Origin of the sequence: Paenibacillus sp. FSL H3-0310, from assembly GCF_038002785.1 — a bacterium.
Classification (GTDB): Bacteria; Bacillota; Bacilli; order Paenibacillales; family Paenibacillaceae; genus Paenibacillus_AQ; species Paenibacillus_AQ odorifer.
Genome location: NZ_JBBODC010000001.1, coordinates 4,098,671 through 4,119,227 on the forward strand (window position 1 = coordinate 4,098,671; position 20,557 = coordinate 4,119,227).

The 20,557-nt window shown below is 46.0% G+C and carries 17 protein-coding genes; 3 read left to right on the forward strand and 14 right to left on the reverse strand.

Annotated features, from left to right (window positions below):
- Positions 1 to 63: 63 nt before the first annotated feature.
- Positions 64 to 2,130 carry a GDSL-type esterase/lipase family protein gene (locus MHH63_RS18555; protein ID WP_341171902.1) on the reverse strand — a complete coding sequence of 689 codons (2,067 nt, stop codon included), beginning with the start codon at positions 2,128 to 2,130 and terminating at the stop codon, positions 64 to 66.
- Between the two features lie 239 nt (positions 2,131 to 2,369).
- Between MHH63_RS18555 and MHH63_RS18560 the strand changes: the two genes are divergently transcribed.
- Positions 2,370 to 3,308 carry an AraC family transcriptional regulator gene (locus tag MHH63_RS18560; protein ID WP_341171903.1) on the forward strand — a complete coding sequence of 313 codons (939 nt, stop codon included), beginning with the start codon at positions 2,370 to 2,372 and terminating at the stop codon, positions 3,306 to 3,308.
- Between the two features lie 77 nt (positions 3,309 to 3,385).
- On the opposite strand, the gene MHH63_RS18565 is transcribed toward MHH63_RS18560, so the two are convergent.
- The 4 genes from MHH63_RS18565 to citZ form a co-directional block, all read right to left on the reverse strand.
- A complete protein-coding gene (locus MHH63_RS18565; protein WP_036678923.1) occupies positions 3,386 to 3,814 on the reverse strand; it encodes a hypothetical protein in 429 nt (142 codons plus the stop codon).
- Positions 3,815 to 3,941: 127 nt separating this feature from the next.
- Entirely contained in the window at positions 3,942 to 4,883 is a 942-nt protein-coding gene (gene mdh / locus MHH63_RS18570) for a malate dehydrogenase (RefSeq protein WP_341171904.1), read from the reverse strand.
- 80 nt (positions 4,884 to 4,963) lie between these two features.
- Positions 4,964 to 6,259, reverse strand: coding sequence for an NADP-dependent isocitrate dehydrogenase (icd, locus tag MHH63_RS18575; protein ID WP_036678918.1), 1,296 nt, complete (start codon positions 6,257 to 6,259; stop codon positions 4,964 to 4,966).
- A 147-nt stretch (positions 6,260 to 6,406) separates the two neighbouring features.
- Positions 6,407 to 7,519 (reverse strand): citrate synthase, encoded by a 1,113-nt coding sequence (citZ, locus tag MHH63_RS18580; protein WP_036678915.1) that lies wholly within the window; start codon positions 7,517 to 7,519, stop codon positions 6,407 to 6,409.
- Between the two features lie 397 nt (positions 7,520 to 7,916).
- Between citZ and ytvI the strand changes: the two genes are divergently transcribed.
- The gene (ytvI, locus tag MHH63_RS18585) at positions 7,917 to 9,032 is read left to right on the forward strand and encodes a sporulation integral membrane protein YtvI (protein ID WP_341171905.1); all 1,116 of its coding nucleotides are present in this window, start codon (positions 7,917 to 7,919) and stop codon (positions 9,030 to 9,032) included.
- Positions 9,033 to 9,121: 89 nt separating this feature from the next.
- Here the strand turns inward: ytvI and MHH63_RS18590 are convergent, their stop codons facing one another.
- Genes MHH63_RS18590 through MHH63_RS18600 form a run of 3 tightly spaced genes read right to left on the reverse strand, consistent with a single transcriptional unit; the run spans position 9,122 to position 11,267 of the window.
- Positions 9,122 to 9,520 carry an FxsA family protein gene (locus MHH63_RS18590; protein ID WP_076124906.1) on the reverse strand — a complete coding sequence of 133 codons (399 nt, stop codon included), beginning with the start codon at positions 9,518 to 9,520 and terminating at the stop codon, positions 9,122 to 9,124.
- Positions 9,517 to 10,044 (reverse strand): acyl-CoA thioesterase, encoded by a 528-nt coding sequence (locus MHH63_RS18595; RefSeq protein ID WP_038569667.1) that lies wholly within the window; start codon positions 10,042 to 10,044, stop codon positions 9,517 to 9,519. Before MHH63_RS18595 ends, MHH63_RS18590 begins: the two co-directional genes overlap by 4 nt.
- Before the next feature lie 38 nt (positions 10,045 to 10,082).
- A complete protein-coding gene (locus MHH63_RS18600) occupies positions 10,083 to 11,267 on the reverse strand; it encodes an MFS transporter (RefSeq protein WP_036678905.1) in 1,185 nt (394 codons plus the stop codon).
- A gap of 127 nt (positions 11,268 to 11,394) precedes the next feature.
- On the opposite strand from MHH63_RS18600, the gene MHH63_RS18605 reads away from it, so the two are divergent.
- The gene (locus MHH63_RS18605; protein WP_076184278.1) at positions 11,395 to 12,096 is read left to right on the forward strand and encodes a G1 family glutamic endopeptidase; all 702 of its coding nucleotides are present in this window, start codon (positions 11,395 to 11,397) and stop codon (positions 12,094 to 12,096) included.
- Between the two features lie 186 nt (positions 12,097 to 12,282).
- On the opposite strand, the gene pyk is transcribed toward MHH63_RS18605, so the two are convergent.
- The 6 genes from pyk to MHH63_RS18635 form a co-directional block, all read right to left on the reverse strand.
- Positions 12,283 to 13,701: a pyruvate kinase gene (gene pyk, locus MHH63_RS18610; RefSeq protein ID WP_076146191.1), complete on the reverse strand. Its 1,419-nt coding sequence runs from the start codon at positions 13,699 to 13,701 to the stop codon at positions 12,283 to 12,285.
- 330 nt (positions 13,702 to 14,031) lie between these two features.
- Entirely contained in the window at positions 14,032 to 15,033 is a 1,002-nt protein-coding gene (locus MHH63_RS18615; RefSeq protein ID WP_036678900.1) for an acetyl-CoA carboxylase carboxyltransferase subunit alpha, read from the reverse strand.
- Position 15,034: 1 nt separating this feature from the next.
- Positions 15,035 to 15,928, reverse strand: coding sequence for an acetyl-CoA carboxylase, carboxyltransferase subunit beta (accD, locus tag MHH63_RS18620; RefSeq protein WP_076124903.1), 894 nt, complete (start codon positions 15,926 to 15,928; stop codon positions 15,035 to 15,037).
- 72 nt (positions 15,929 to 16,000) lie between these two features.
- Positions 16,001 to 16,189, reverse strand: coding sequence for a hypothetical protein (locus MHH63_RS18625; RefSeq protein WP_036678895.1), 189 nt, complete (start codon positions 16,187 to 16,189; stop codon positions 16,001 to 16,003).
- 146 nt (positions 16,190 to 16,335) lie between these two features.
- Positions 16,336 to 16,836, reverse strand: coding sequence for a phosphatidylglycerophosphatase A family protein (locus MHH63_RS18630; RefSeq protein ID WP_036678892.1), 501 nt, complete (start codon positions 16,834 to 16,836; stop codon positions 16,336 to 16,338).
- Between the two features lie 74 nt (positions 16,837 to 16,910).
- Positions 16,911 to 20,552 carry a DNA polymerase III subunit alpha gene (locus MHH63_RS18635; protein ID WP_339190330.1) on the reverse strand — a complete coding sequence of 1,214 codons (3,642 nt, stop codon included), beginning with the start codon at positions 20,550 to 20,552 and terminating at the stop codon, positions 16,911 to 16,913.
- Between the last annotated feature and the right edge of the window lie 5 nt (positions 20,553 to 20,557).

The following is a 20,557-nucleotide window of genomic DNA, read 5'->3' on the forward strand; positions in this document are numbered from 1 at the left end:
GAGGAATTCACTGCATACAAATAGACACAGCATCGCTGCTGTGCCTTGAATTGTTCACCCTGACTATTTTAGAGAAGAAACATGATTTTCTGCATTCACTTCATGTTCCAGCACCCACATAAAGTACAGAGCTTTGGCCGCTTTCTCCCGGGTCACTATAGCTTTAGGTTCTAGTTCTGTCCCATTGACCATTTCGCCTCTGGCAATCCCCATTTCAGATCTAATGAGTCCTAATTCATATGCACTTTTTACTTTTGAAATTAAATAAGGAGAAATGTCCGCTGTATCAACAAGCTGCGTCCAGGATACAAGAGGATAGTACATCGCACCTCTAGCTCCTGGCTCCAAATTCGAATCATAGCCAGGATCTCCTGGCACTACTGCTGTGCCGTTATAATCAGTCATGTACTTAGGTTTATTAGCAAACTTTATTTGGTAAACGTCATAGAGAATAGCACCCATCGTTTCACGTGACAGCTTACCTTTCGGATAATAGGCAAGATCTGATCTTTCCACTTTCATTAACTTAGAAATACTGCGTGTGAATTCAGCAACTGTCATCTCCGTATCCGGATTAAAATTCCCTTGACGGTCTTTGCCCATTACTCCCAGCTGGATTAATTTCTCAATTTGATTACGGTAATATGCAGCTTCCCCGGTCGTCGTATCATTCGTTATTTCCGGAAAAATCTTACCCCAGTTCCCTGTTAGTGCCGCATGCTTAACGTTCCCTTTAAGGTAAGGAGTAATGGAGGCAGCAGTAGAATCGCCAGTAGCACCTTTCTCTACAAGCTCCGTAACAATCATCCGCGAAAATTGTTTGGAGAGCGCTTCTTTAAAATGAGTCCCATCGACTTTCTTTGAAGGATGCCCGTTAGCGTAACTTCCGTCATTTGTTTTGCCTGGCGTTTCTCCGGCTTCAATAGACATGAAGAGGGCTGTTATTGCTTCTACACCGATCTCGTTATAATATTTCAGACTTTCCGAGTTAAGGTCAATAAGTGTAACTCCAGATTCATCTGCGACCCGTTTAAGAATATCTACAAACTTTCTTGATTTAAAAGAATTTTCATAGATATATCCCGGACTTGCATTCCCTTTAATTCTGGACATTGGGGTTACCAGTACTGGTATCATACCCCGGGCTTGAATCGCAGGGAGATAGACTTCTTTAAGGTAATTTTCATACATTGCTTCTGTCGAACCTCTGCCGTAACGTCTGAACTCATCTGCGCTCTCATCATTGTGTCCGAATTGAATAAACACATAATCCCCAATGCTGCCATTCAGTAAAATGTCGTTCAGTCGTCCTTCTGTATAGGCATTTTTAAACGAGCGTCCCCCCATGGAATAGTTAGTTACACTCAATTTATGTTGATTAAACATACTGCCAATAATCTGGCCCCAACCACTCATTGGTGCTTCGTCGAAGGTGTAGGACTTGACCGTGGAATCTCCAAGTATAAATAAATTCGGAAGAGCTCCAGCCGCTCTATGCTGAGTCAAAATCGGTTCCAGTATGATCTCCTCAATCCCCACAGCTGTGTTCACTTTGTTCGGTTCGATCTCAATATCTATATGGTCACGGCCGTTTACATACGTATAAGTCCACTCTTTCCCTTTGGCTACAGCCGTATGCTTGACGGGTACAAGCTTTGCAGCGTCCCAATGTCCACTTTTCAACAAGCGGCTGGTCTGCATTCCTGATACTGACACGATCCCATCCTCTGCGTCAGAAGTCGTTTTTACATATACGTTGTAGGTTCCAGGGGGAGCATCCATTCGAAACGCCATTCCGTAGTTGTTATAATTATCTTTCTCAGATTTAGGTTCAGCAAAAAAAATAGGTTCTGTGATGAAAAAACCTGTTCCATCGGATGTAATTGAGTCGGTGTGCACTTCTCTGGCGGGTAAAGCGTTGGTCTCTTGAACAAAACCATAACCTAAAGATGAGTCATACAATTGTGCACCGCGATTAGGATCATACCTAACGGATTGATATCCTGTTTTAACTTGGTTTGTAAAATTAAACTTGTATACGCTTGCAATTTGGGTTGGAGGTTGCCTCTCTGCCCCATCTTTTAATAGGGATGCCTCTGTTTTACCGTGAGTAAGAGTCAATGAAGCCATAAGTAAAGAAGATAAGATTAGTATATTCCTACACAGCTTTCTCACTTCATTACACTTCCTTCCGTTTCTCGAAATACTTCCCTAGGTCCCTTCATTATCCCTGTTCTCTAAAGTGATTCAAATGATGATTTCATTCTTTTTTTTGACCTTTTGTAACGAAAACCGTGGAATGATCAACGGCTCACACTGCAAAATGGTCATATGTATAGGTATCCTTGATATAATTAAGAACATCCCTATTGATCCTAAGGAGGAGAACTCCTATCGCTTACAAAGTCAGCTTTCCGAACATTATAAGTACACTGCAGCTGATCGGTGTTCATTATCGTGTAGCAGAACCTGGGTGGACATACCCTGATCATCATCACAAAATCTTCGAACTATTGTATTGCTACGACGGCAACTCCCATCAATATGTAGAAGGAAGTTCCATTGCCTTTGGTAAAGGAGATTGGTTAATTATTCCGCCTGGCTTACGTCATTATGTAGTTAATTCTGGCCTGAGCAACTATATCTACCTCTCCTTTCATTTCGATATTGACGATTTAAAGTTTCGTGAATGGTTTCAGTCTCAGGCTGTACAGAAATGGAATAACCAGCAAATGCAGCATTCGGGATTAAATCACCAACTGGAACATTTGGATGAATTTATTAAGAACAATATTCTCGCCACGACGGCCTCCACTGGATTTCCCGAGGAAATTGAAGAAATGATTCTTGTAAAAGAAAGGCTTCGTTTGCAAGCGATCATCCTGATGATTTTGACTGAACTCATTGATGTACAGCTCTCGAATTCGGAGAATTCCAACGCAGCGCGACAAGCAAACTCTTTGTACGAGGTGGAAACTGCTTATCAGATCGAAAAATATATTGCAGCCAATATTCATTTGCCGGAGCTCACGGTTAATTTGATTGCTGAGCAGCTTTGCTTAAGTCGGGTGCAGTGCCATAAGTTGTTTACAAAGATATATAAGATATCTCCTAGGCAGTACATAACTAACCTAAGATTAAAGAAGTCAAAACATTTGCTGCTTCATACCGATTTAAAAATACAGAGGATTTCTGAACAACTCGGGTTTGCTTCCCAGAGCCACTTCAGCCGACAATTCAAACGATGGACGGGTGTTTCTCCGTTAAATTACCGACCGAAATCTTATACGAATCCTATCAGGGATTAACGTTTTATGAAGATAAATTACCGGAACATACGAAAAACCCGCTCTCCATTACGGAGGCGGGTATAATTCGCTATAGATTAAACTATATCGTTAAACACCATGAAGAATACCATTAGTAGCAATGACACCGTAAGCAGTGCACTAAGTGTGCGCAATTTGCCAGTCTCTGCGCTAACGTCGCGGTTCTCACGAATTCCAGCTGCTGCAAGACGCAAAGGCTTGCTCATAATACCGCCAAGCGCAAACATCGCTAGCAATAACACAACAACAATAATCATCCACGCTACTGAATAATCACCTTTGGTCATCATATAACCGCCTGTAAGGAGTTGGATCACCAATCCATACTGCGCAAAACGATTAAATCCGGTTACTGCACTTAACGTTCCTTCTTTAGCCCCAGACGACAGTTTCTCTGCACGTCCTAGGATGAAGGGTAGCACAAGGTAGAAGCCAAGTGCCAAGGTTCCGATCATATGTAAGAAAAACAACACGTTCCAATCCATAACATATCTCCTCCATTTTAACTGTGATAATAGTTACATTTAATTATACCCATTATTGCTTGAGAAGAAAAGGAAACCCCCATTTTAAGTGAACAAAATGGGGGTTTCTTCATACCTCTGTCACAATCTATACAGTTAGCACAGCTGTTACACTACGAACGGATTCAGCAGACTTATCTAAAGCCGCTTTTTCCTCAGCTGTAAGCTCGAGTTCAAAAATTTTCTCAATACCATTGGCACCAAGTAACGCCGGAACACCCATGAACAGGTTATCGTAGCCATATTCTCCTTCGAGCAAAGCGATAACCGGAATGATCCGTTTTTTGTCCTTCAAGATAGCTTCCGCCATCTGAACTAAAGAAGCCGCTGGTGCATAATAAGCACTACCATTTCCTAAGAGGTTAACAATCTCTCCGCCACCTACACGTGTACGTTGCACAATCTCATCAATACGCTCCGCAGATATCAATGTATCAATTGGAATGCCACCGACACTGGAATACCTTACGAGCGGTACCATATCATCGCCGTGTCCGCCTAATACGAAACCACGTACATCTTCAACAGATACCTTCAGCTCTTGTGCAATAAACGTGTTATAACGGGCTGTATCCAGCACTCCGGATTGTCCAATTACGCGACTCTTCGGAAAACCCAGCGCATTAAATGCCGCATAGGTCATAGCGTCAACTGGATTACTCAGAATGATTACGATGGAATCTGGTGCTACACGTTTTATGTTCTCGCATACCGACTTCACAATACCTGCATTGGTGTTCACGAGATCCTCGCGACTCATTCCAGGTTTACGGGCAATCCCTGCAGTGATGATTACAATATCTGAATCCGCAGCATCTTCATAGCTTGAGGTTCCTGTAATTTGACTGTCAAATTTCTGTACAGGACCTGCTTCCAGCATATCTAGTGCCTTCCCCTTGGTTGTGTTCTCCATTTGTGGGATATCAAGCAGCACAACGTCACCAAGCTCCTTTTGAGCAAGCATAAGAGCTGTAGTAGCCCCAGTAAAACCGGCACCTACAACTGTAATTTTATAACGTTTGATTGCCAAGGATTCTCCTCCTAGAACGGTGTCGGTATAGCTTGTATTAGCTAAACTTCAATATATTCAGTTGGTTGAGCCAGCCTATCTTAGAGGTGATTAATAATCTCGTCGGCAAATGCAGAGCATTTCAGTTCAGTTGCGCCTTCCATCAGGCGGGCAAAGTCATAAGTCACGGTTTTGTTATTAATAGCTGTTTCCATACCTTTATAAATCAGATCTGCTGCTTCCTGCCAACCCAGATGCTCCAGCAACATTACGCCGGACAGAATCACGGAACCAGGGTTCACAACATCTTTGTCTGCATATTTAGGTGCGGTGCCATGAGTGGCTTCAAAAATCGCATGTCCAGAAATATAGTTAATGTTCGCTCCAGGAGCGATACCGATACCGCCGATTTGCGCAGCAAGCGCGTCAGACAGGTAATCCCCGTTCAGGTTCAAGGTAGCAATAACATCAAAATCAGTCGGACGAGTCAGAACTTGTTGCAATGCGATATCCGCAATGGCATCCTTGATGATAATTTTGCCCGCAGCTTCAGCATCCTTCTGAGCAGCATTGGCAGCAGCTTCACCTTCACGTTCTTTAATCACATCGTATTGATTCCAAGTGAAGACCTTATCTCCGAACTCTTGCTCAGCAACTTCATAACCCCAGTTTTTGAAGGCACCTTCAGTGAACTTCATGATGTTTCCTTTGTGCACAAGCGTTACGCTCTTGCGTCCGTGTTTGATCGCATATTCAATAGCAGCGCGTACCAAACGTTTTGAACCTTCGGAGGATACTGGTTTGATACCAATACCAGAAGTTTCAGGGAAACGGATTTTGTTAACTCCCATCTCTTTTTGCAGGAATTCGATGACTTTCTTCACTTCAGCAGAACCTTCTTGATATTCAATCCCTGCATAAATATCCTCTGTATTCTCACGGAAAATAACCATATCCACCAGCTCAGGACGTTTAACAGGAGAAGGAACCCCTTCGAAATAACGAACTGGACGCAGACATACGTACAAATCCAACTCTTGACGCAAAGCTACGTTCAATGAACGAATACCGCCTCCGATTGGAGTCGTAAGTGGACCTTTAATAGCTACAAAATATTCACGGATTGCCTCCAAAGTATCATTTGGCAGCCATTCGCCATATGTATTGAAGGCTTTTTCGCCAGCAAAAACTTCGTACCAAGCGATTTGCTTTGTGCCGCCATAAGCTTTAGTTACTGCTGCATCAAGTACGCGTTTGGAAGCCTTCCAAATATCACGGCCTGTGCCGTCACCCTCGATAAAAGGAATGATTGGATGATTAGGAACCTGCAGTTTACCATCTTTAATTGTGATTTGTTCGCCTTCTGTTGGCAGATCGAATTTTTCTAGTTTCAACATTTGAGTGTATTCCTCCTAAAGTTTTGTGGGATTTAATTTCTCATGGACAAGCCTCGAACAAAACTCTCTACGTATGAATATGCATTATTGCATATATTCTAGGGTTCATTCTACTAAACTTTAGGAGCAGCCTGCAAGGCTGCCCTTCTATCTTTCGTCTACTGGAACGTATTTCTGTTCAATCATACCTGTGTATTCTGCACGTGGCCGGATAATACGGTTATCTGTATATTGCTCCAGAATATGTGCAGTCCAGCCTGAAGTCCGGCTAATTGCAAAGATAGGAGTGAACAGCTCACGTTCAATACCCAGCTGTGTATAAACTGATGCCGAATAGAAATCAACATTCGGTTTAAGTCCCTTTTGTCCGGTAATCAATTCCTCGATATTTACGGACATATCATACAGCGTAGTATCATTTTTCATTGTGCCAAGTTCAAGTGACATTTTCATCAGGTGTTTAGCACGTGGATCACCATTTTTGTATACTCTATGGCCGAAGCCCATGATCTTCTCGCGGTTATCCAGCTTCTTACGAATATAAGGTTCAACCGCTTCCAAACTTCCGATCTCTTCAAGCATCTTCATAACGGCTTCATTCGCCCCACCGTGAAGTGGACCCTTTAGTGCGCCGATAGCGGAGGTCACGCCGGAATAAATATCGGACAAGGTTGCAACCGTAACTCTGCCTGCAAAAGTTGAAGCATTCAGCTCATGGTCCGCATGAAGCACAAGTGCGGTATCAAGCGCTTTAACAGATACACTGTCAGGCTCTTTTCCCCATAACATATACAGGAAGTTCTCGGCAATCGAGACGCCTTCTTTAGGAGCCACAGGTTCCAGACCTTTGCGAATACGCGATAGGGCCGCCACAACCGTCGGGAGCTGTGCCTGTAGTTTTACTGCTTTAATCTCATTAGCTTCTCTACTCATATCGTCAGCCGCTTCATCATAGAGAGCAAGGCTTGATACAGCAGTCCGCAATGCTGCCATGGTGTTGGTGTCTTTTGGATAGAGCTTCATTTGCTCGATGACTGGCTCAGGAATCCGTGCGAAAGCACTGAAATCCCGTTTGAGCGCTTCCAGCTCTGGTGTTGTTGGTAGACTGCCAAACCACAATAAATAAGCGGTTTCTTCGAAGGTAGCATTTTCTGCGAGATCATCAATATCATAACCACGGTAAGTGAGTACCCCATCCACAATAGAGCTAATGGATGAAGTTGTTGCAACGATACCTTCCAAGCCTTTGGTAGCTGTCATAGCATATCTCTCCTTTGCCAACAAGGTATAAAAAGCATTCTCGGTTTCATGTAAACATTTCCAATTTAAAGCATTGAAAAATCTAAGGAGTGCAGTTCAAGGACATATCCGGCGAGGATGTTGTCTGACTTTCGTAATCGAATCTTTATTCATCATACTGGATTTTGTCGGTTATGTGAACAATGTGGAAGCTTTGCAGCGCATCAAATGATTTTATCACAGAGATAGAAAAAAACTTCTAAACCCTTGATTCACAGTTGGGATTTTAGTTTATAGCATCCGGTTCAGCCCAATATTTATCCCGTTTCCTAGTCTTTAAATAGGTTCTATGAATATATATGAAGACGAGCTTTTATTCCCCTGCATCCGCAGGAATGAAGGAGGTGTAGATCTTCGTATGGACCGATTAGCATTAAAAAGACTGCTGCGCGGCCTGTGGGTCGTTCTGGCTACCTCTATCCTCCTGCTGGCAATCTATTTATTGCTTCCGCTGTTATACCCCCTCCTGCTCGCTTGGTTGCTCGCTTATATCATGCATCCACTAGTGTTGATTCTTAAAGGCCTTAAGCTCCCAGCGTGGCTGGCGGTGTCGCTCTCGCTGCTATTTTACATAGGCGGAACCGCACTAGTACTGACCGCGATGATTACAAGGCTAGTGAAAGAATTGATCGTGCTGCTGCAGACCTTTAATCTTCATACGGACCAATGGAGAGAGCTTCTGCTGTCCTTGAGCCAGAATGCAAGCATACAGAATATCATTAACCAGATAAATCAGTTCTACCGCGACAATCCTGACTATCACGCCACCATTGACAGCAATATCAGCAGAACAACGGAAACCGTTGGTTACGCAGTTACGCAAGTGGTGACCGGATTTTTTAATGTGATCTTAAAGCTGATCTCCGCTCTACCCAGTATGGGTACAATTCTTATCGTGGTCGTTCTCGCTGCCTTTTTTATTAGTACTAGCTGGGAAAGACATAATGCCAAACTCACAGGCTGGCTGCCAGCCCCATTCTTAAAGCCGGTATCGGGTATCTGGCGGGATCTGCGAAAAGCTCTCTTCGGCTATCTCCGGGCTCAGCTAATCCTGATCTCCATTACAGCGGTCATTGTCGTGATCGGGTTGCTGCTCTTGGGTGTAAAATCTGCTTTCGCTATTGGCTTAATGATTGGTTTTGTGGATCTGTTGCCTTATTTAGGGGTTGGAATCGTAATGATTCCTTGGGCGTTATACTCTTACATGACAGACAATCTGGTACTGGGGATCGGACTTACTATCCTATATGCCGTTATCCTTGTAACCCGCCAAGTGCTTGAGCCGAAAGTGCTCGCCAGCAGCATTGGGCTTGATCCCCTTGCTATGCTGGTCGGCATGTTTGCAGGTTTGCAGCTGTTCGGTATGCTTGGGCTGATCATCGGTCCCGTTATTCTAGTTATTCTTGTAGCCTTTAACCGAGCAGGTGTATTTCACGCATTACACAGCTATATTGTCAGCGGAAGACTAAGATAATAAACAATACCCTACAATTCTTGGAATAGCAAAACAGAGCGGGCTCCTATCAATGACAGGGGCCCGCTCTGTTTTTGTTTTGATTATGACTAGCGGCGGTAAAAGGTGAAGGTGCCGTTTTTCATCTTTTTCTCAATCCACTTCAGCAAAAATATACGATACAAAGGCCGAGTCAACGGAAACACCAAGGAGAAACCTACAATATCCGTTATGAAGCCAGGTAAGATCAGCAGTAAGCCACCGAAAAAAATGCATAGGCCATCCAGCATCGTCCGGCCAGGAACGCGTCCCTCCTGCATATGTGTTCTGCTGTCTTGCAGCACTTTATTCCCTTCGAAACGCATCATCAATAGTCCGATAACCGAGGTCGTCAACATAAGCAGCAGCGTTTTGAATGCTCCAAGTTGATCTGCTACAAAGATAAAGCCGAATAATTCCACGGCAGGAATGATAAATAATGCAGCCCACAACCATTTGCTTCTAATCATACAGAACCCCTTTCTTCCCGCAGCGCTCCTTTAATCGCGTGAAACAGCTCCGGAAGGGCTCTATCCAGCCTGGCAGGCTTCCATTCTCGATTCACCCAAACATGATTTGTCGAGCCGGTAACCAGCAGTTCCCCGGGGAGGTCCATCGACCGCAATTGTCCCAAAGTAGCCGCTGAACCCTCTAAATTCCTACCTTCTGCTTCCGAGAGCCTCCGCACCTGATACTCAAATGCGACTCTTAACGCCGAAAAGGTAGTCATTCGCGCATACACGGAGATAAGATCATCATATCGCGCCGGACTTTTAAATTGCAAATCGGCTGAGGTAACAGGCAGCAGCACTCCCTGATTCTCAAGCTCACGATAAGTAAAGCCAAGCTGACGTAACAACTCCGTACGGCCAGACTCAAACCAGTTCAAATAATTCGCATGATACACTACGCCCATCTGATCACTTTCCTGGTATCGAACACGCAGGGTAGACTCATACCACCGGCTTCGCAAGCCGTCTTGCTGTAATTCCATTTATAAATACTCCTTTCGGCATAGGCAGCAGGGAGAGCTTAGGCCCGGGCCCCGTCTGAAGATAGCTTTGTCGTCGATAGTTTGCTTCGGGAGCTTCTGGCGACATAAAATAACAGCATCGCTCCTGCAATTGAACTCAACATACAAGACAGGTTCATCACTTCTACGCCGCCTTGATTGAGCAAGAATCCATTTAATAAATTGCCAACAACACCGGCAAAACCCGAGAACACCATATTAAAAACACTTTGCCCAGTCGCCTGCATCTCGTTAGAGGTGATCTGAGATACATATTCAACGGCAGCAATATAAAAGAACCCGAATGACAGACCATGCAGTACCTGCACTCCAATCATTACGGATGGATAAGGGAAAGCCACCTGAATACCCCACCGCAAGACATAAATAAGTGCGCCAAGGAGCAGCGTCCGCTCGCGCCCCAGCTTTTTGATTACCTTGGAAGCAAACAGCATGGAGGGCACGTTCGTTACAGATGCGAGGAAAAGCGCAATTCCTGCATAACGAGTTGAACCTCCAACCGACTGAAACGCAATGACGAAGTAGGTTCCAAAAGCAGTCATCGTCTGGTTCACAAGAAAACTGCCACCCAAAAACGCTAGGAACACCCGATTCCCCAGCAGCTTTTTAACCCCCTGAGAAAACGATTGCCGCATCATATGATTCTCTTCTGCCTGCTTCGGCAGCGTCAATGCAATAAGAACAGCAATCAGATTAAACATAAGAAAGGGCAGCCATATCGTGGATACAGAGAAGGACGATACATACAATCCGCCTAAATAGGCGCCCACAGCCGCTCCAATGCTCATCATAAGCCTTATACTGCCATAAGTAGCCCCAGCCCTCTTCGCCGCTGAAATCGCGTAAGAATCGGCTATAGGCGCCTGTGTCGAGGAAAAGATTGTGGAGAGGGTATACACCAGCAGTAACACTATAAAATATTCCGAACGGTAAAAGACGGCTAATAAAGCCGGTATCGCCACACTTAGGATTAGTACCAAACGCGTCTGATTATACCGATCCGAGACAATTCCCCATATTGGCTGAATCGTGATCGCAATTAGCGTGCCTGTTGCCATTAGTATACCTATCTGCCCGCTATCAAGTCCATTGTGGACAAGCAGCAGCGTTAGATATGAGCCAAATGAACCGCCGGCCAATCCTAAAAACAGATAAAAGCCACGCAGCTTCGATAATTTTTCCATTTTAAGCTACAAATCCTCTCCAGCTTCTTAATCAAGCATTGCACTCTCTTATATTTTAGCAGAACACCCGTACTTCCTATGTAATCACCGCATTTAATATAGCAGTACTATAAAGGCGGTGGACAAGTTGAATGATAAGCAAAATTCTAATCGGGTCAATCATCCATGTCTAAAAGACAAATCTAATGCGAACAAATTTCAAAGCTCCGGCTTCGGCTGGTCTTCAACAAACTGGAGCGGATATACGATCACTGGAAAAAAGGGGGCTTTTAACCGCATTGCCGGTGAATGGATCGTTCCATATGTAAAACCAACCTCTAAACCTTCCTATTCCTCTGCTTGGATTGGTATAGACGGTTTCAAGAACAGCAGCCTGATCCAAACGGGTACAGGCCATGAATTCGTAAATGGCCGTGCCCGGTATTACGCTTGGTGGGAAATCCTTCCTGATGTCGAAACGGTAATTCCCCTTCCAGTGAGCCCTGGAGACCATATAAAAGCGAACATCACGAAGGTAGGCCGCAACAAATGGACGATTACGCTCCGCAATTTGAGCCGAAATTGGATTTTTCGAACATTACAGCGATATACCGGACCACAAACCTCTGGTGAATGGATTATGGAGGCTCCCGAGGTAGACGGCTCGATCGCAAAGCTGGCGCGTGTCTCCCCTACTTGCTTCTATTGCTGTCGAATTAATGGCAAAAGTCCAAGGCTCACTCTCAATATGGGAGGAATCATGGTGCAAAATAACGCTACTATCGCCGTTCCTTCTTGTCCAAACCATCGTGGGGATTCTTTTACTGTCAAACGAACATACCCCAAATAAAAATACTCGAACCTATCATTCAAGATTTGTTACTAACAGCATAAATGGATTTAACATAATCTTCAATCGAATATGTTGATAAACACGAAAAAAAGGGCTGCCTCGCTTGTAGATTTTCACTACAGTTGAGACAACCCTTTAATTAAGCTTTATGGAACCTGTTAAACAGGTGAAGCCAATCGAGAACTACTCGATTGTGCTTACTTTTACCAAGTTAGTGGAACCAGAACGTCCAAGTGGAATTCCTGCAGTAATCACAACTAGGTCACCAGTTTGAACCAGACCGGAATCCTTACCACCTTTGATTGCTGTTTCCAGCAGCTCATCTGTGGAAGATGCAACTTGTCCGAACACTGGCGTTACGCCCCAAACGAGAGACAATTGACGCATAGTTCTTTCTTGTGTTGTAACGGCAATGATTGGTGCTTTAGGACGGTATTTGGAAACAACGCGTGCAGTATGACCTGTTACAGTCGAAGAAATGATAGCCTTAGCGTTCAGATCCAAAGCAGAAATTGCAACGGATTGACTGATTGCTTCTGTAACTGTAGTTTCTTGTGCAGTTTGTTGTTTCATGAAGATTTCATGGTGGTTCAGAGCGGATTCCGCTTTCTCAGCAATGCGGGACATTGTAAGTACGGATTCTACTGGATATTTACCAGCAGCAGTTTCTCCGGAAAGCATGATTGCATCTGTACCATCTAAAATAGCGTTTGCTACGTCACTTGCTTCAGCGCGAGTAGGACGTGGGTTGCGTTGCATGGAATCCAACATTTGTGTAGCTGTGATTACTGGTTTACCAGCAACGTTACATTTTTGAATCATCAATTTTTGAGCCAAAGGTACATCTTCAGCTGGGATTTCAACACCAAGGTCACCACGAGCAACCATCAGGCCGTCAGAAGCTTCTAAAATTTCATCAAGGTTGTCAACACCTTGTTGGTTTTCGATTTTGGAAATGATTTGGATGTGAGAAGCGTTGTTTTTCTCAAGCAGCTCACGAATTTCCTGAACGTCGCTAGCTTTGCGAACGAAGGAAGCGGCGATAAAATCGATGTCCTGTTCGATACCAAAAAGAATATCGTTGGTGTCTTTTTCCGTAATACCCGGCAAGGAGATGTTTACTCCTGGTACGTTAACGCCCTTCTTGCTCTTAATCGTACCACCGTTTACAATACGGGTCTTGATTTCTGTACCTTGAATGTCGACAACTGTCAAACCAATCAGACCGTCATCAATAAGGATTGTGGATCCTACTTGAACATCGTTAGGAAGTTCGCTGTACGTGATGGAAATACGATCTTGAGTACCAAGGATCTCTTCCGTAGTCAGTGTCAGGTACTCGTCCTGAACAAGTTCAATCGGTTCTACTTCCAGCTTGCCTGTGCGAATCTCCGGTCCTTTAGTATCGAGCAGGATAGCAACTGTTTTGTTCAGTTCCTTAGATGCTTGACGGATCGTATTGATCCGAGCACCGTGCTCTTCGAAATCGCCGTGGGAGAAATTCAGACGGGCCACATTCATACCAGCCAAAATCAATTTTTTGATATTCTCCAACGATTCACTCGCAGGTCCGATCGTACATACAATTTTACTTTTCCGCATTAGGTTTTCCTCCGTTTTTTCGTTCTCTCTGTCTCACTTTTTCCAACTACAAAATCTACTACAAGGCTAACTAATAAAATAGGAACTTTGTCACATGTGCCTTTAAGTACGCCCTTATGAATATTACTGCAAACCAGACACAAAATCAATGTTGTAGGCACTTTTGGGTGTAACTTTAAGTCGAATTTTCTGTAAACATAAAAAAAATTAAAATAATCCCGTTAGTGGATCGAGATTATTTTAATTCCAATAAATTGTATATTTTACACTATATCCAAAAGACCCACTAAGTATAGCTATATGTCTTAAAGTGCAAATGATTTTGCACTTTTACACTTCTGACTTCACTTCTTCTTCAATAAAAATTTGTTCCTGCTGAGCCTCTGCAAACTCACCAATTTTACGGAATTTACGGTATCGATCATCCTTCAATTCCACTGAGTTCATCTGGGTTAGCTCCTGCAGATGCCGCCATAATGCATCCTTAATCGCCGCTGCTGTTGCTTCGTAATCCCGATGAGCGCCGCCTTTAGGCTCTGGTACGATCTCTTCTATAACTTCCATCTCAAGCAGATCAGCAGCCGTTATCTTCATGGCTTCTGCCGCTTGATCAGCCTTCGAAGCATCCTTCCACAGAATAGAGGCCGCTCCGTTAGGAGATATCGCCGAATAAATGGCATGTTCCAGCATGAGCACTCTATTCCCAACCGCCAATGCCAGGGCGCCACCGCTTCCGCCTTCACCGATGACCACACAGATTACAGGAACACCAAACTGAGACATCTCGCGTAAATTACGGGCAATCGCTTCGGATTGACCTCTTTCCTCGGCTGTATTGCCTGGGTATGCACCTTTCGTATCCACGAAGGTAATAATGGGACGTTTGAACTTGTCCGCTTGCTGCATCAGACGCAGCGCTTTACGGAAGCCCTCAGGGTGTGCACTGCCGAAGAATCGTAAAATATTCTCTTTGGTGTCTTTACCGCGCTGCTGGCCAATAACTGTAACCGGCAACCCATTTAGTTTACCGATGCCGCCTACAATAGCAAGATCATCCCCAAACATCCGATCACCGTGGAGTTCAATAAAATCAGTGAAGATCTGCCCCATAAGATCAAGGGAAGTCGGACGTCCTTGATGTCTAGCCAAATGCATTTTTTGCGAAGGAGAAATATTAGAATATATCTCTTCCTCCAGCACACGGTATCGTTCTTCCAGCCTAGCTACCTCGTCCGTAAAATCAATACCCTTCTCTTCGCCAAACTGCTTCAGTTCAGCAATCTTCTTGCGCATTTCTACCAGAGGCATTTCAAAAGGCAACTCTCCTGCCAACCTAAAATCCCCCTTTCACGTCATGCAGCTCCAAAATTTTAGTCAATGTAGCGCGCATTTCTTTGCGGTGCACGACCATATCAAGCAACCCATGCTGAAGATTAAATTCAGCGGTCTGGAAATCATCCGGAAGCTTCTGGCGAATGGTCTGCTCAATGACTATACGTCCTGCGAAACCAAATACCGCTCCAGGCTCTGCAATAATTATATCACCAAGGCTGGCAAAACTCGCAGATACTCCACCGGTAGTAGGATCCGTAATTATCGAGATGTAAAGACCTCCAACCTCGTTAAAACGAGCCAGCGCAGCGCTGGTCTTCGCCATTTGCATTAGACTAAGAATACTCTCCTGCATTCTCGCTCCACCTGAAGTAGAGAAAATAAGGAGTGGAAGCTGTTGCTCTGTGGCCTCTTCTATCGCACGGGTGATCTTCTCCCCTACTACAGAGCCCATGCTGCCTGAGAAAAATTCAAAATTCATCACAGCTACGATGACTGGATGGCCACCAATGGAACCCTGACCCGTAATTACGGCTTCAGTTTGTCCAGATTTCAGCTGCTGTTGCTCCACTTTGGAAGCGTAACCCGGAAATTTCAGCGGGTCGATAGAATACATTTCACTGTCAAACTCAATAAAGCCCTCAGGGTCTAATGTCATTGCAATGCGCTCCACAGCATTTAGGCGCAAGTGGTGACCACAATTAGGACATACCTTTAGGTTCTTCTCTAATTCCTTACTATACTGGATCGTTCCGCATTTATTACATTTGCTCATTAATCCTTCAGGGATTTCACGTTTGGGGCGTTCGCCTTCCGCAGGCCCGCCGCTCCGCTCCAGACGTTCTGAAGGAATAGTCGCGTACTTCCGTTTCTTCTGAAATAAATCTTTGAACACACCCGCACCTCTTCAGCCGTTTATTTGCGTTATGCAGCTTGCCGCTGTCATGACTTTTGTCTTGTAAGAAACTCAGGGATGCAGAATAAGATTAAGGACTTCCTGTACTTCCTCCAGCTCACCTGAAGGAACCAATATCTCAAACTGCTGCTTGGACATATTGATTGGACGGCATTCTACCAAAAAACCTTCTTCTGTCAGCTTACTCTTAATCATATCCGCCACTCTGGCGGTCGGCGCGATATATATTACCGTCCACATGCCCTGCAAGGCCTCCCCAATCTTAATTCCCAGCCGTATCCCGTATAATGGAATTATGATAACACAGTTTTCTTTTTTCCCGCAACAGGAGTAGGGCATAGGAAGCAAGACTGAGGAACTTGTTCAAACGAAATAAAGGGGCTCAATTATTCCTTGTCCGTGCCTAAAGGATATACTTTTGCCCCTTCATGCCGATGAGCAATTCTGGCGGAAGCGGCGGCAGCAATGCCGGCAACAAGGTCATCCAAGAATACATGAATCCTACCTTTATCATCGTTCAGTTCACCAATGATTCCAAGCTTTATTTTGTCCAAATACCCAAAACCTGTCAGTCCGATCATCCCATATACCCCTGTAATACCAAGTGCCAGAGTCTCGTCCGCTCCGTAGAGGGATTCATCAGCCTCCATTACCGCCTGCAGCGGCTGTGGAAGCAGTTTTTTCTCGGCTAATTCATCAAGAGCAACACCTGTCATTAAAGTATACTGCACTTCTCTTTTGCCCAAAACAGACTTGACGCTGGACAGACATTCATCCTTGGTTAAACCAGGATAATAAACCGATTGTAAAATATATACGATTTCAGCAATGGAGGAAAGTGATACACCTCTGCGTTCCAACAGATCTACTGCCATTTGATAGGACATGCTGCGACTCCCCTTTCCGTACAGGGATGTGCCCTGTGGTTTCCTAATGTATGCGGAAAAGGGGAGAATTGTTCTTATTTTATTCTTACCGTACCTGCACCCAGCATAACCTCGATCGCCGCGAAAAGTTCCTCGGACGGCTTAATTCGATAATTATCGCTAAGAGCTAGGAGCTTCTGATCCTGTTCATAGAACAGAAGCGTCGCAGCTGGACCGGGATGATTCTGCAGCAGCTCTTTCAGGCGCGACAGCAACGCTGCATTCTCTGAGGCCGGTGTGATCTTGATAAAGACACGCTGGCCTGAGGTCGCCGCTGTTGCTGGCGCGGCCTGTGCAGGTGTTGCAGGCGGCGTTGTGCCGCCTGCTGGCCTGGCAGCCGGACCAGTGGCGGCACCGCTGGTCCGGGAAGCAGGAGCTGCGCCGCGTGGCGGCGCTCCTGCCGAGGCCGAGCGTCCCGCGCTGTACGAGCGGGACGCGGCGGCACTGCGGCGCTGCAACAGCCCGCGGAGAGCCTCCGCAGACAGCAGCGCCACTTCCTCGGCCAGCAGCTTGAAGCCTTCGTCTTCCTGCTGAACCTTAGCGCGCAAGGCCAGCAGCGCGCCCTTGGCAATCAAGCTGCGGCTTCGCTTCCACACCTCAGGGAAGAGCACGACCTCGCAGCGCTCGATCTGATCTTCCCATTCGACGAAGGCCATCGATTTTCCTTGCTTCGTCGTAATTTCCTTAACGGATACTACCATTCCGGCCGTAACCGTCTGGCTCTCATCCGCGGCTTCACCAAGATCCATCAGCCGCTGCATGCCGGGCTCCTCAAGCAGTTCCGCGCTATCATCAAGCGGATGGCCCGAAAGATATAACCCCAGCAGCTCACGTTCCATCTCCAGCTGCTGGCCAATGGTGAACTTAGGGATATCCGGATAGCGGATTTCCCAGTTCGGTGTCTCCACCAAATCGTCGAACAGCTGGATTTGCAGTTCATCCCGCTCCTTGCGCCATTTCAGCGCAGCGTCAACCGTCTCGTCCAGCATAGCCAGCAGCTGGGCGCGATGACCCGGCAGACAGTCAAAAGCTCCCGCCTGCAGCAAAGATTCCACTACCCGCTTATTACAGACCCGCAGGTCCACACGTCGACAGAAATCTAGCAGACTGTCGAACGGCCGCTCCTTGCGGACCGCCATAATGTTCTCCACTGCCAGCGTGCCGACGTTCTTAATGGCTGCGAGTCCAAAGCGGATATGCCCGGTTCCGGTTCCTTCGCCAGGAACCGGAGTAAACAATACGCCGCTCTCGTTCACATCCGGCGGCAACACGCCGATGCCTGTGCGGCGGCAGTCCAGCACATACTCCGCTACCTTGCGGTGAGTGCCCATTACAGCGGTCAACATAGACGCCATAAACTGCACCGGATAATGTGCCTTGAGATAGGCTGTCTGGAAAGCCAGTACTCCATAAGCCGCGGCATGAGCACGCGGGAAGCCGTAATCAGCAAAGCGCACGATCATGTCATAAACAGCATTTGCATCCGTTTCATTATACCCCTGCTGCAAGCTGCCTTGAACAAAATGGCTCCGTTCCTTATCCAGCGTCTCACGTTTTTTCTTTGAGACCGCTCGACGGAGCAGATCCGCTTCTCCTAACGAGAAGCCCGCCATCAGAGAAGCAATCTGCATGATCTGTTCCTGATACACAATGATCCCATAGGTGTCCGCTAAAATAGCCTTCAAATCAGAATGTGGATACTCTACTTCAATCTCACCGTGTTTGCCTGCTATATATTTCGGGATAAATTCCATCGGACCGGGACGATACAGCGCTAGAACCGATACAATATCTTCAAAGCCGTTAGGCTTCAGATCTTTAAGTACTCGTCTAACGCCCGCCGACTCCAGCTGGAAGACCCCTGTTGTCTCACCAGCCCCAAGCATTTCATACGTAGCTGGATCATGATCTGGGATGACACGGAAATCCGGAACACTTCCGCTCATTTCTTTAATCGAATTCATGCAGCGTTCGATAATCGACAACGTGCGCAAACCCAGAAAATCCATTTTCAACAGCCCGACACTCTCCAAATGCTCCATAGAGTATTGGGTTAACGCCGTACTTTCGTTACCTTCCTGAAGTGGGACTGCATCGGTCAACGGACCTTTCGAGATAACAACCCCAGCAGCATGTGTCGAAGCATGGCGGGGCATGCCCTCCACCTTCATAGCCATATCCAGCAACCCTTTAATCTTTGGATTGCTATCATACAGTGCTTTAAGATCTGGTGTACTCTCCAGCGCTCTGGCAAGGCTGATCCCTAGTTGACCAGGTATAAGCTTGGCAGCTTTGTCTACCTCGTTATAAGGCAAGTTCAGCACCCTGCCTACATCACGAACGGCAGCCCGTGCAGCCATAGTTCCGAAAGTAATAATTTGCGCCACATGTTCTTTGCCGTATTTCTCCACTACATAACCAATAACCTCATCACGCCGTTCATCGCTAAAATCGATATCAATATCCGGCATGGTGATCCGTTCTGGATTTAGAAAACGTTCAAAGAGCAAGTTATATTTCAATGGGTCCACATCGGTGATTCGCAAAGAGTATGCGGTGAGACTACCCGCGGAAGATCCCCGTCCGGGTCCCGTAGCAATTCCCTGACGATGACAATAAGCAATAAAATCCCACACAATTAGAAAATAATCGCTGAAGCCCATACTCTCGATAACGCCCAGCTCATAGGTGAGACGCTTCTCAGCCGTCTCTCTTTGCTCAGGTGTAGTCCATTGCGGTGTATCTATATATCGTTCCTCCATCCCCTTCCAGCACAGCTCACGCAAATAAGCAGCGGAATCCATGCCTTCAGGGAGCGGAGAATAGGCAGGCAGAATATGATTGCCAAAGGTCAGCTCCAAATTACATTTTTCTGCGATCAATAAGGTATTGGCGATAGCCTGCGGCACATGCGGAAACAATGCCGCCATTTGCTCGCTGCTTTTTAGAAACAGCTGATCTGTTCCGATCTTGAGACGTTCCTCATCATCCACCGTTTTGCCTGTTCCGATGCAGATCAGCACATCCTGAACCTCAGCATCTTCCTTCGCTAAATAATGGACATCATTCGTCACCACAAGTGGAATTTCACAGTCCTCGGCAAGGGCGATCAGCTTGGGATTGACTCTCTTTTGCTCGGAGATCCCGTGGTCTTGCAGCTCCAGATAGAAATCTTCGCCAAAAATCGCCTTATATCGCAGCGCAGCCTTGCGCGCCTCCTCATCACGTCCATGCATCAGATGCTGCGGCACTTCTCCGCCCAGACAAGCACTTAGGCAGATAATCCCCTCTGAATGAGCTGCCAGCACTTCCATATCAATTCGTGGTTTATAATGATGGCCTTCCAGATGGCCGATAGAGATCAGCTTCATCAGGTTCTTGTAGCCGGTTTCATTCTTGACGAGCAGAATCAAGTGGTAGATCGGTTGATCTTTTCGACTGCCCCGCTCACGGCGTGAACCCGCGGTTAAATAAGCTTCACAGCCAATAATCGGCTTGATTCCATTCTCTTTACACGCTTTATAAAAGGGGATGGCCCCGTACATCACTCCATGATCCGTAAGCGCCAGCGACTTCATGCCGTATTCGCCGGCCCGGCGCACGAGATCGGTAATGCGCGCCGCCCCGTCCAGTAAACTGTATTCGCTGTGCACATGCAAATGCACGAAAGGGCTCATAACCC